Origin of the sequence: Cohnella silvisoli, from assembly GCF_021190915.1 — a bacterium.
GTDB classification, from domain to species: domain Bacteria; phylum Bacillota; class Bacilli; order Paenibacillales; family Paenibacillaceae; genus Cohnella; species Cohnella silvisoli.
The window spans coordinates 15,623-27,522 of the sequence record NZ_JAIOAP010000024.1 but is presented as its reverse complement, the minus strand read 5'-3'; the positions used below and the strand labels follow the sequence as shown (position 1 = coordinate 27,522).

The 11,900-nt window shown below is 48.2% G+C and carries 9 protein-coding genes; 2 read left to right on the top strand and 7 right to left on the bottom strand.

Annotated features, from left to right (window positions below):
* Positions 1-370: 370 nt before the first annotated feature.
* Positions 371-1,006: a transposase gene (locus K7P76_RS30450; protein WP_232189871.1), complete on the top strand. Its 636-nt coding sequence runs from the start codon at positions 371-373 to the stop codon at positions 1,004-1,006.
* Positions 1,007-1,020: 14 nt separating this feature from the next.
* Here the strand turns inward: K7P76_RS30450 and K7P76_RS30445 are convergent, their stop codons facing one another.
* The 6 genes from K7P76_RS30445 to K7P76_RS30420 form a co-directional block, all read right to left on the bottom strand.
* Positions 1,021-3,075, bottom strand: coding sequence for a hypothetical protein (locus K7P76_RS30445; protein WP_232189870.1), 2,055 nt, complete (start codon positions 3,073-3,075; stop codon positions 1,021-1,023).
* Between the two features lie 105 nt (positions 3,076-3,180).
* Complete coding sequence (locus tag K7P76_RS30440) at positions 3,181-3,828, bottom strand: hypothetical protein (RefSeq protein ID WP_232189869.1); 648 nt, start codon at positions 3,826-3,828, stop codon at positions 3,181-3,183.
* 72 nt (positions 3,829-3,900) lie between these two features.
* Positions 3,901-5,934 (bottom strand): right-handed parallel beta-helix repeat-containing protein, encoded by a 2,034-nt coding sequence (locus tag K7P76_RS30435; RefSeq protein ID WP_232189868.1) that lies wholly within the window; start codon positions 5,932-5,934, stop codon positions 3,901-3,903.
* A 229-nt stretch (positions 5,935-6,163) separates the two neighbouring features.
* On the bottom strand, positions 6,164-7,324 hold the full coding sequence (locus tag K7P76_RS30430; protein WP_232189867.1) for an SMP-30/gluconolactonase/LRE family protein: 1,161 nt from the start codon (positions 7,322-7,324) through the stop codon (positions 6,164-6,166).
* Positions 7,325-7,356: 32 nt separating this feature from the next.
* Positions 7,357-8,370 carry a zinc-dependent alcohol dehydrogenase family protein gene (locus tag K7P76_RS30425; RefSeq protein ID WP_232189866.1) on the bottom strand — a complete coding sequence of 338 codons (1,014 nt, stop codon included), beginning with the start codon at positions 8,368-8,370 and terminating at the stop codon, positions 7,357-7,359.
* On the bottom strand, positions 8,367-9,209 hold the full coding sequence (locus K7P76_RS30420) for an SDR family NAD(P)-dependent oxidoreductase (protein ID WP_232189865.1): 843 nt from the start codon (positions 9,207-9,209) through the stop codon (positions 8,367-8,369). Before K7P76_RS30420 ends, K7P76_RS30425 begins: the two co-directional genes overlap by 4 nt.
* A gap of 297 nt (positions 9,210-9,506) precedes the next feature.
* Between K7P76_RS30420 and K7P76_RS30415 the strand changes: the two genes are divergently transcribed.
* Positions 9,507-10,166, top strand: a complete 660-nt coding sequence (locus K7P76_RS30415; RefSeq protein WP_373692546.1) for a TetR/AcrR family transcriptional regulator — start codon at positions 9,507-9,509, stop codon at positions 10,164-10,166.
* Between the two features lie 115 nt (positions 10,167-10,281).
* Here the strand turns inward: K7P76_RS30415 and K7P76_RS30410 are convergent, their stop codons facing one another.
* Positions 10,282-11,763 (bottom strand): ABC transporter substrate-binding protein, encoded by a 1,482-nt coding sequence (locus K7P76_RS30410; protein WP_232189863.1) that lies wholly within the window; start codon positions 11,761-11,763, stop codon positions 10,282-10,284.
* Between the last annotated feature and the right edge of the window lie 137 nt (positions 11,764-11,900).

Genomic DNA, 11,900 nt, shown 5'->3' with positions numbered 1-11,900 from the left:
GGAAACGGTTTTATATATTACCTACTATCAAAACCCCACAAGCCCACATCTTTTACCTCTCAAGAAACCTCTTAACTCTATTCCGTGAGCCCCCTGAGTAAAGTGCATACCGATCAATCAATCATTCCACGAGTCCCCTGAACGAAGAGCATACACCGATCAATCCATTCCGCGAGTCCCCTGAGCAAAGTGCATACACCGATTTGAAAATCACCCTGTGCAGTTCACTCAGGGATGACGAAAAAGGGAAATGAAAATCTATTTCGTTCGATTAATTACTAAAATTTCCAAAATTCACTTGAAATAAGAACGCTTGTTCTGATATAATTGAATTATAAAGCATTAGCCCTAGTTGAAGGAAGTGTTCAGTATGATATCCGTTCGGCAGTTTATGGCGCGCTTTCCCGACGAACAAGCTTGCCGGGATTACTTGTTTAATATCCGGTGGCCGCGCGGGTTCATATGTACGAAATGCGGAGAACACAAACATAGTTATATTAAAACTCGTAATTTGTTCGAGTGCGCCATATGTAAGACTCAAACCTCCATCACGTCAGGCACGGCTATGCATCGAACGAAGCTCCCCCTCCGATATTGGCTGCTTACTTTCTACTGGGTTGCTTCGGGGGAACGTATTTCGGCGCGTAAAATTTCCATAATCCTCAAGCTTCAGTACCGAACGGCGCTGAAGCTGCTGCATGCCGTTAGATACGCCATGCATAAAGCTGACACGAACTGGCTATCCGCTTTCTGGCTGCCTGCCAAACCAACCGACCACTCCATAGTTAGGAAAGCCAAACTCGGATTGCTTAAACAAGCGGATCATTTCATCAGGAAATTCTATGGCCATATCTCCGAGAAATATCGGTATCACTACTTCAGCGAATATTGGTTTCGAAGCAATAATGCCTTTAATCCCGATGGAGCTCTGCATAAGTTAATAACAAGTGGATCTATGACCAACTATTCGATAAATGAGTATAGATGGACATGCTCTCATGCCTAGTTGATTACTTTTTATCAAACTTCGCTTAATCCCCAACCTATCGCATACTGCATCGTCTTGTCCAGCCACTCTTCGCTCGCGAAATTCGGTATTTCCTCGATCACTTCCAGCGTCGGCCGCCCTTTAAAACCGGGATGAGGCGCATGAACGACGGTCTTCACCCAGTTAGCAGAGCCAATTCTTCTAAACCGCAAATCATAGACATAGGTGCCTGGAATAAGTTGCTTAGACACGGCTTGAACGGTTTTCACAAATGAGAATGATTGCCTGTAACCTTTCAGTCGTTCCATAGTTCCTTCCATCAGGACAATAGGTTCCTTCGGATCCAACTCCCGCGGGGGGTGGAGCGTCAATTGGTATTCCATTCCCGGTTCGCCGTAAAGAATGAGGAGGATAGGCAAGCCGATAACTGCGACTTTCGGTCCTTCCATGAATACCGGTAGACGAACGGGTTCGAATCGCTCCGCAAGCTCCCACTCTTCCGGCGCTTCGCTCGCTCTTCGATAATGCCACGTTCCCTCCATCGGTAATTCCTCGCCAGAGAGAAGGGATTCCAAACAAATTTTTGCGCTGTCATATGGATTAGTGCAGTTATTATGACCGAACCGATAACCGATTTCATGCCGTACGCGCACGCCGTTCTTGCGGGCCCGATCCACCCATTCGAAAGATAACCAGCTTGATGTGAACGCATCATGCGTCCCGTGAGTCAACCAAACTTTCGTTCCTTTGGCTTTCAGTGCAATCAGAATTCGGTCCGACGCTGGGCTAAGCTCGCTTGCGATCAAGGCAGAATCGCTTGTTCCAAACAGGGTGATCAAGAAAAGATCAATGGCCGTGCGGCCTTCCGGGTCTTTCCAGCCTGGCTGCCAAGCGTCTTTGTAGCCGATATCCTCGCAAATCGCGCGCCAGCAAACCGGACAAGTAGGGTTGACCATCTCCTTCAAAGGATCACCGAAAGCCAGCGGTACGTTGTAACAGATGGCGTAACGAACCGAATACACAGTGCTGTTCGGATTTCCCGCGGCCACCAAACTCGTGATGCCCCCGCGCGATCCGCCGACCGTTACGATTGCCTCGCTGTCTACCGCAAACAGCTCCACCGACGTTCGAAACAAATCATCCAGATTGTCGTAAACCGAACCGTGCATCGTTCGCGTGCCGGACGAGCCACCCCCGTTCCAGATGATGCCGATCGCGCCTTTCCCGGTTTCGAGAAGCGTCTGGCCAAGCGCTTTCAGCAGGGGAGGACCGACGGTAGAAAACACATTTTCATTTTGATCATAAAATCCGCTGAATAAGGCAGGATAACGAGTCTCAGGTGTTCGGGACCAGAAAGGCGGGAGAATATAGCTGACCATGCTGCGGTTTTCTCCCTGTCCCACGATACGTCCATGCACAAGCTGAAAGGCTGGCACACCTTCCAATTGCTCCGGTTTAGCGTCAGGGGACCGAACAATAACCGGATATCCGGTCAGCTTCAGCGTTTCGTCGGACAACTTCAAAACGGCCTCCTCCGTAACGCGAAACAAACTGTACGTCTCGCCGATATAGCGCTCATAACCAGGCGCCCGGTAGGAGTCTCCCCCTTTTTCCCCCGCGAACAAGGCATAAACATCCGTCCGGTAATAATAAGGATTGGACAAATCGCTGTCACGCAGCGGCAATTCAACTTCACGCTCGCCGGTTTCTCCGTTCAGCCGCAGTACGCCGATTCCATCCGTCCCGCCTGGCTGCGGACCGCCTCTTCCGCCATTTAATGCGGCGTTCCAGTTCGTGACAATCGGGAAATCGTTCAGCAGCTTCTCCGTGACGATTGTATAGATGCCGGCTTTCTTCGACGAGAACCGGACGAGCCCATTATCCGAATCAATATGCAGCGTTTCCAAGTAGTCTACCGTTTCATCCGAGTAAAGAGTTGCTTTGACTTTCGCGCCACTTCCTACGAGAGTGCCTATAATCTCCGGGTGCACCTTGATTTCCGAGTACGCCGACGTAGCGTCAAGCACGATAAATTCGCTAATAGGAACATAATTATCAGGTACAAATATAAGATTCTTTAGATTCATATGTTTCCTCGATTTCCATGATCATAGGATTCCATTGTCGACCCTTATAATAACGCTTTATTATGACGTATGACATCCGACAACCCTGCGAAAAAGTTTGTTAGGCTATGGGTTTTGGATGCGATCATACACATCCCGTTGGATGACGTCTGTTGCAGAGCTCAGCTTCCGTTCCAACAGTTCTTGGTATAACCTTTCCCCTTCTCCAACCGAAGTGTTTGAACGCTTCCTTAGCTTCTCCTTTACCTGAAGTACCGTATTGCTGAACACATACTCATAGTAGACGTTCTCATCATACTGCAGCGGTCCGTATATTAATTCCTTTTTCTCTTCCGCTTTATGGCGGAGCTCGTTTTCCTGGATCCAGTCGTTTCGGAAATCCGAATAATCGATTCGCTTAACGACGCCCTCGTCTCTGGCGATGATCTGCTGGACTTTGATCCTAGCTGTTTCATCGAGCGCAGCCGATTTAAGCCATTCGATAGGAGTTTCCTTGCCGAAGGCGGTGGTCCAATATTCAGCAATGTCCTCTGCACCGTATTTGTCGTAAAAATACCGAACAGCTTCGCTGCGTTTCCGCTCCATTATCATCGCAAACTCGCCATATCGAATCGGTTCTCCGTTAACCGAGGCTACGATTTCTAGAACATTCGTCCTATCGGACGATCTCTCGTTTTCCGCTTTGACAGTGCAGCCCGAAGTGAAAGTCATTACGATCAAAAGCATCATTCCGATACGGCGCTTTCTATTCATATATACATCGCCTTTCTATGAAACAGAAGAGCAACGCGAGCGTTGCCCTTCTATTTCAATATCATTCGTTGTCTACTTCGAGATCACAATCTGCCCCAGCTGCGTTCCCCAAGCTGAAGTCGTATCCGAGAACTCCACCTTTAAGTAATTCGTTCCCGTCGGAAGATTCGCGGTAGGCGTGTATTGCGTAAAAGCCCATCCGGCGGCAGTCGCGGCAGGTGTCGTATTTGCGCTCGCGACCAGCGTCCAAGTCGTGCCGTTAGGCGAAGAATAGAACTTCACTTTCGTCAAATTGATATTAAACTCATAAATATTAGCGGCAAATTGCTTCATGTCGGCAAAATAATAAATGACGTATCCCGTCGCCGTCGAACTGCGTTTGAACCGGGATGTATCTCCGTTAAAATAAGACGGATTAGTGGAATCGAACATCATGTTGGCGGAATGGGAGTTCGAAACGCTCCAATCGTTCGCATAATCCGTCAATTGAACCGGAGCGGTGAAGGTGCCTGCTTCATGAAAACCTCTGCTTGGAGCTGCCATACTTGAGACGATGTTCCCGAAGTAATCCTTGCCGCCGTTGCCCGAGATCAGCAGACCGCTGCCGATTGCGGGCGATCCGGTGCCAAGCTTGTAACCGGTCGCCGAGCTCAGCCCCGGTGAACTGGTTCCCGGACTCACGAACAACGGATCGGAAGTCAGCTTGTGAGCATCGGCTGGTTCGCTGGCCGGATGATTCCCATAGAACAAATTGTTATCGATGGTGGCACCGACGCTTGGATAGGCATAAGTACCCGTCCCCACGTTATAGATGATATTGTTCTTAAAACTCCACGTTCCCGGCGTATTCGCGTCGCAGCCATCGCAATAAATCGGGTTTTTGAGCCCAGAGCCGATGTAAATGGTGTTGTTATAGATGTTCGTGCCTTCCGGCACTCCCCAGGAGAACGTAATGACCCCTTTTTCACCGCCATAGGCATCGTTCACGCTCACGTTGTAGCGGATCGTACTCGTGTTCGTGTATGGTCCCATCAATAGAATGAATCCACCTTCGTTATCGTGGCTGTAGTTATACTGGACAATCGCCCCGTAGTGACCGAGGTCGACGTCGAAGCCCTGTCCGTCCGTATCCGTCGTCTGGGTACCATAAGCTTCGTTATATTGCACAATCGTGCCTATTGAACGGGTTGGCCAGATGCCAGCGCTTGCGTTCATGTTAAAGCCCGTGATCATTTTCTGACCCGCACCGTTCGATACGTTGTACTGAATGACCGAATCCTTGAAACCGAAAACAAGAATGCCGTCGCCGTCCGTATAGGAAACGCTGTTATTCTGGACGGTCAAGCCGGTGCTAAGCTGCGATGCAATGACCACAGTTTGATCCCCCGTATGATAACTGGCATCCCAGATGTTAATTCCGTTGCGTCCGACGTGATCTACTATGTTGTTCTCAACGACAACATCGTTGAAGCCGTCGCTTGCCCCGCCGGCAAACATGCTTATGCCGCCATTGGTATGCGGTTCTACCGCGCCGCAGTTGAAACACCCGTTCACGTCATGCACATAGTTATTGACGATTCGGAAGTAGTTAAGCTTCCCGCCTCCGTTTGATTCGATATAAATGCCATGACGGGGCACACCTCCTACGGTTGCCGTACCTGAGTTGTCCAAGCCGGTATTATTCGTCAATTCCAAATTCTGAATGACCCAATACTGTTGGTTCACCAGATACACGGCTGCTCCTGACGCCAGACTGCCACCATTAATAAGCGGACGATTGCCCGTTCCGTAGGAATCGATCGTGATCGGATTGCCGGAGCTGCCTGAGCCGAGCGGATGCAGCTGTCCGTTCCAAGTACCCCCTTTTTTGAACAAAATTTTGTCCCCAGCTTGAAACGTTACCGAGTTCACTTTGGTCAATGTTTTCCATGCTGTGCCCGTGCTTGTGCCGTTCGCGGTATCGCTGCCCGCCGCTGAATCTACGTAATACGTCGTATTCGCCGCATAAGCTTTGCTGCCTGTTAGCGGCAGCAGTAACCCACAAACGAGCAGTATAGCGATCAAAGCCATCGTCCAGTTTCTTCTCATCGGAGTGATCGTTGACATTGCATTTGCCTCCTTCATCATTTGAATTCATTTGAATAACTGCAAATTAACTATGGCCTCCTTTCACAGAATTTCGCTGCTTCAGCACTCTAAATGTAAACGTTTGCATCGTATTTGATTAGGGGTTAAATCTGCGAAATGGTTAAACATTCTGTTCTATTACAGCAAATAAAAAAGAGCCCGTTATTCATTCACGGGTCTCCCTTTAATCCACTCGCTCATAACGATTTTACTTTGGTAAAAGCAGGCGATGAACGCCCTCACTGCCTCCGGGTGCTGTTCCAATATATAAATATCCGTTATGATTTACAGCCGTAGTTACGCCATACAGTGAGCCTTCGGGGTCGTGCCAACTTTCGACAAGCTCACCCTGCGGACTGAGTTCAGCAACAAGCCCATGCTTCGCTGGTGCGCTTGCACCGCTAAGCAACAACTCCGGTACTTTGGCCATAGTACCAGCCAACCAAGGGCTGCGATGCATTTGATCTACAAAAGAAATGCGAGTCGTAAAGATGCCGACCCAGAAATGACCTTGCTCATCACGCGTAATATTGTCTGGAAAGCCGGCGAGATTTTTCGCAAAAATATCGGTTGTCCCCTTCTTTGAACCCTTGAGCCAGTATCGGGTCAGCTGATAATGATACGATTCCGCAACAAGCACGAAATCTTCATCCGCAGACAAGGCAACCCCGTTTGCAAAATAGAGGCCTTCCAAAAGGACAGTCGTTTGTTTGGTCATTGGATCGTACTTCAGCAAACGTCCATGCGGCTTGTTCTCGGCCATTTCCTTGAACGTGACGCGCCCATAGTTCGAAGTGTCAGAAAAATAAATGGAGCCGTCTTGGGCAATATCAAGCTCGTTAGCTAAATAGATCGGCTTGCCGTCCACTTGATCAGCCAATACCTCTATGCTCCCGGATGGGTTTATTGAAAGCAGTCCCCTCTTAACATCAGTAACGATCAAATTGCCATTGGCATCGAATTTAAGCCCATTAGGCGTTCCTTTGGTATCTGCAAACACTTGAGCCTCTTGCGGATTGCCGTCTGCATCGAAACCAACCTTGTAAATTTTCCCATCAGAATCTCCTGTATATAACTTACCTTCCTTATCAAAGGTTATGAATTCCGGGGATTTAGGGGCATCCGTAACAAGTTGAGGTGAGCTGAGTTTGTCGTTCTGTTGCCACGGACCCGGTTCCTTAAATGAGGGGCCCGCCGGCGTGATCCATTTTGTCGGTTCGATAGGTGAAGGTACAAGCAAGAAAATGATCACACCCAAAAGGATCACCGCAAGCAGCGATAATATCACTCTGCGCACTCTACGCGATGAGCGTTTAGGACTATTCACAACTTCATTGAATTTAGCGGAGCTAACTGGTTTATTGGGCATTAGAACGTCTCCTATGTCTTATAAATGAGATTTTATATTTGGACTACGATTTTACCGAAATAATGCTTCCCTTCAGCCAAGAGCGCGAATGCTTCTCCAATTCGGTTCAGCGGGAAAACATGGTCGATGACGGGATGTAAACGATGATGGGCAATCGCTCGATTCATCTTTTCAAAGTGATCTCGGTTGCCGACTTGACTGCCGCGAACGGTTGCGGCTTTTTGCAAGATTCCGGTGACGTCGTATTCCGGGATAGTTAAGCCCGATAAGAACCCGACCATACTTAAGGTCCCTCCAACGCGAAGCGCATTTATGGATTTCCCCATCGTTGCCGCCCCTCCAACATCCAGAACATGATCGACGCCGCTGCCAGTCAGTTCTAACACAGCCTTATCCCAATCGGGAACTTCCGAATAGTTGATCGTTTGCCATGCGCCGAGAGCTTTTGCTCGTTCCAGTTTGGCGTTGCTGCTCGATGTAATAATCGCCCGCGCTCCGGCCATAACAGAGAACTGAAGCCCGAAAATGGATACGCCCCCTGTCCCTTGCAGAAGCACGGTATCGCCCGCTTGCAAACTACCGTATTCCATTAGCATGCTCCATGCGGTTAATGCTGCGATCGGCAAGGTCGAAGCCTCCTCCCATGTGAGGTGATCGGGAATAGAGACGACTCCGTCTTCATGCAGGACGACATACTCGGCCGCGACTCCGTTCAAGGGACCTCCCAAACTATCTCTTAACACCTCTGCCTTCGGACTGCCGGCAATGAATTTCTGTTGCAAATTACACGCTACTCGGTTTCCAACTTGAAACCTTGTCACTCCTTGGCCAACGGCTACAACTTCTCCCGCTCCATCAGATAACGGAATGAAGGGAAATTTGATTTCAATCGGCATTAATCCGTTCAGAATCACTAGATCCCGGTAATTCAGAGAAGCTGCCTTCATGCGAATCAGCACCTCCTGAGGACCCGGCTTTGGTATGTCAAGTTCCGCCAAGGTCAATTCCTCAAATCCGAAGCCATTTATCAGTTGTATCGCTTTCATCGTATTGTCCTCCCTGCAAGATCAGATTGATTACCCGGATTTTTATTATTGCCCGATCCTTTACGCGGACGAAGCATGCTCCCAACAAGTCGAAGACTTTGCTTTCGTGTAATGAATCGCGATAACTGCGCCCCGAAATAATTCTGCACACCTGGAACGACATACAGTTTTCCTTCCTCCAATGCACGAAGCGCAACTTCTACGACTCTTTCCGGAGTATCTTTCTTTCCGACGGATGCTTCTTCCGCTCCTACGACATTAAAGAAACTGGTGTCCGTCGACCCGGGGCAAAGCGCGAAAAATTTCACGCCGCGGTTGCGGTTTTCCCACCACAATGCTTGAGTAAAAGATAAAACAAAAGCTTTCGTCGCCCCATATACGGCCATATAAGGAAGCGGTTGAAATCCGGCGGTTGAAGCAACATTGATAACTGCACCTGAGCTTCTACGCAACATGTCCGGCAAGAACAAGTGGGTCATATCTACAACTGCGGCGACATTGAGCATAACCTCTTCATGTTGACGCTCGCCTGACACTTCTTCAAACAAACCGTGTGTAGCAAAGCCTGCATTGTTGACCAGAAGTTCGATATCCACTTTCAAAAGTTGACATTGCCGATATAACTCGCTAGGTGCACCCTCTTTCGCAAGATCCATAGGGATAACCTCCGCTTTTATGCCATACCTCTTTCTAAGCTCTGATGCCAGACTCTCAAGCTTGCTCTGCGATCGGGCCACGAGTACCAAATAGCTGCCTTGTTTGGCTAGCTGCCTTGCGAATTGCTCTCCAATACCGGAAGAAGCTCCCGTGACGAGCGTCCATTTTCCATGAATTGTCATAGCGTTAATCTCCTTTTCGGTTTCGATGTTTTAATACGGTAACAATGTTACCGATAATTTAAACGAATTCTACGATTTCCTTGGAAAGTAATAATCAACGACTTATTTGGTAACACTGTTTCCTACGAGAATCATTGTAATTCGAATTATCTAGAAAGTCAATATGAAATATGGATTATCATATTTGGGCATCCGACGTCTCATTGACAACAGTCCAACAACTATATAAAATTCCCGGTAAGAGAATAAGAAACTTTGTTTCCTGATGAAAACATGATAACCGAAGGTGATGATTATATGAGCGACCAAGATATCTCCTCTAACTCGAACACGCGAGTATTGAAAACTTACCAAGAAGCTCGTTTGCAAAATACTGAAAATCTCCGCAAGCTCGTTGTTGATGCTGCGGCAACGCTTTTGCAAGAAGAAGGACCGGAAGCCGTTACGGTGCGTAAGGTAGCTCAGAAAATGGATTGCTCGACAAAAATTATTTATAGCTTGTTTGTCAATAAAGAGGGTTTGGCTCAGCAGTTGTATCTGGATGGCTGTAAGATTCTCGCTAACGAATTAGAGGGGACGCAGCAGGCTGCAGATCCAGCACAGCATTTGCTGAATTTAGGCGAAACCTATTGGCAATTTGGGCAGCGTTACTCCAGCTATTATAAGCTGATGTTCGGAGGAGCCTTCGCGGATTTCAAACCGGACGTGGAAAGCATGAATGGTACGTTAACAGCCATGCGACAATTATTAACCGTGATCGGCAATGCGCAAGGGCAAGGACTGATTCCCGGCCAGTATGAAACGGAATCCGTTGTACGTATATTCTGGTCCTCTCTTCACGGCGTTATTCATCTTTACATGGGTGGACACTTGGGAGATGTACAATCGGCCCACGCAGTATATAAGCAAACGTTGTCTTTGATTGTCAGCTCGTTGTTGCCAGATCACAACCCTTAAGGGCAATCCAAATAGAAACTTACTACTCCCTCTGGCGTTCAAAAAAACAGAAAGGCAGGTACTTTATTTCAAGTACCTGCCTCTCGGGAAGTTGCAATGATACACACCTCGTTGATTATTGCACTTTATCCAGATAGTCCTTTTGGAAATCGGAAGCCGCTTTATCCAGCAACGTTTTCGGATCGGCGTTTTTGTTTGTTAATACCGCCTGAATGACGACGTCCAGCGTTTTATACAGTTCTTGTGCATTAACCGGAACTTCCGGACGCAGTCCGGCCGAGCCGTTCGTCATGTAATCGTTGAACATATCCATGTTTATGTTGGTGTATTTGTCGACAATCTTCTGTTCCGCGTTGATCCGATCCTCATTCACCCATACTCGAAGTCCGTGAGGACCGACGATCAACCCTTGCTCATTGGCTGTCTTGGACGATGTTTCAAGTCCGTCAAGCGATTCCTGGGTTGTCTGCGGCGAGAAACCTTTCACTTCCAACCACTTGAAAGCGGAGTCCAATTGCTCGGGCGTCGAATCCGGCGCGAACATATAGAGCCCTCCTCCGAGAAGCGTAACGTTTCCCTTCGGTCCTGCCGGAAGAGCCGATACGGCAAAGTTGTCTTTTGACATTTTCAGATTTTGCACCATCGCGTTGCCCCATTCAGGCATCCCGAAGCTCATGCCGACTTGGTCGGTTCCGAACATTTGGAACAAATCCGTGCCTACATCCACCAAATTGTTAGCCGGGAGAACGTTGTATTTCCATTTCAGATCTTTCACGTATTGAAGAGCGGCAGCGGCTTCAGGCGTATTAAACACCGCTTTCCACTTTCCTTCCACCTGCTGCTCGAATTCGGCTCCGTATGCCCATGCGATATTCATGAACATCCAACCGCCTTGGTTGTTTTTCGTCGGGAAGAAAAAGCCGGGTTTTCCTGTTTTATCTTTAATGATTTGAGCCGTCTGAGCAAGCTCTTCATAGGTCTTCGGAAATTTCGGGACACCCTTCTCGTCCACTAGACCCGCTTGCTTAAATAAATTTACGTTGTACATCAGCCCGATCACATATCCGTCTTTAGGAATCCCAAAGTACTTGCCGTCTTTTTCGACGAGTTTCAATAAATCAGGATTAAGAGCTTTGTCAAAGTCGTTTTTGGTAATCAAGTCTGTAATATCGGCGGCATAATTCGCTTTGATAATTTTGTCCGCTTCCGTGAAGAAGGTTTCGTATACGGTAGGGAGTTCGCCGCTTGCCGCTTTCGGCAGGAAGGAGCTCACATCGTAACCCCACTCGTCTTTCTCGACGTTGATATAGGCATATTTTTCTTTCATCTTCGCTACGAATGCGTCGTACACTTTGACTTGCGCTTCTTCGTTCGGCTTCGGCCAGTTGCTGACCTTAATCGTGACCGGCTTTGATTCAGGCGAAGCTTCGCTTGTCGGACTCGCGCTGCTGCTCTCGCTGCCCTGACTGTTAGTTGCAGCCGGTTGCGTGCTGCTTGCGTTATTTCCATTATTTTTGCTGCACCCTGCGATCACCAAAGCAATAGCACACAACGCGATCAACGCAAGTTGCGCGCTTCTTCTCATCTTCCCATTCATGCACATTTCCCCCAAGCTTTCTTTTGATATCGTAACGTACATTGATTTGTGAAGCGCTTTCTTACTGCCGGCATCTAAATGCTATCACACGAAATACGAGTGTCAGTAGGGTATAATTCTGCGAAACGGTTTAATAT

Excerpts from the sequence above, each read along its gene's own strand:
- K7P76_RS30450 (WP_232189871.1), top strand. The coding sequence starts at position 371 with ATGATATCCGTTCGGCAGTTTATGGCGCGCTTTCCCGACGAACAAGCT.
- K7P76_RS30445 (WP_232189870.1), bottom strand. The coding sequence starts at position 3,075 with ATGAATCTAAAGAATCTTATATTTGTACCTGATAATTATGTTCCTATT.
- K7P76_RS30440 (WP_232189869.1), bottom strand. The coding sequence starts at position 3,828 with ATGAATAGAAAGCGCCGTATCGGAATGATGCTTTTGATCGTAATGACT.
- K7P76_RS30435 (WP_232189868.1), bottom strand. The coding sequence starts at position 5,934 with ATGTCAACGATCACTCCGATGAGAAGAAACTGGACGATGGCTTTGATC.
- K7P76_RS30430 (WP_232189867.1), bottom strand. The coding sequence starts at position 7,324 with ATGCCCAATAAACCAGTTAGCTCCGCTAAATTCAATGAAGTTGTGAAT.
- K7P76_RS30425 (WP_232189866.1), bottom strand. The coding sequence starts at position 8,370 with ATGAAAGCGATACAACTGATAAATGGCTTCGGATTTGAGGAATTGACC.
- K7P76_RS30420 (WP_232189865.1), bottom strand. The coding sequence starts at position 9,209 with ATGACAATTCATGGAAAATGGACGCTCGTCACGGGAGCTTCTTCCGGT.
- K7P76_RS30415 (WP_373692546.1), top strand. The coding sequence starts at position 9,507 with ATGAGCGACCAAGATATCTCCTCTAACTCGAACACGCGAGTATTGAAA.
- K7P76_RS30410 (WP_232189863.1), bottom strand. The coding sequence starts at position 11,763 with ATGAATGGGAAGATGAGAAGAAGCGCGCAACTTGCGTTGATCGCGTTG.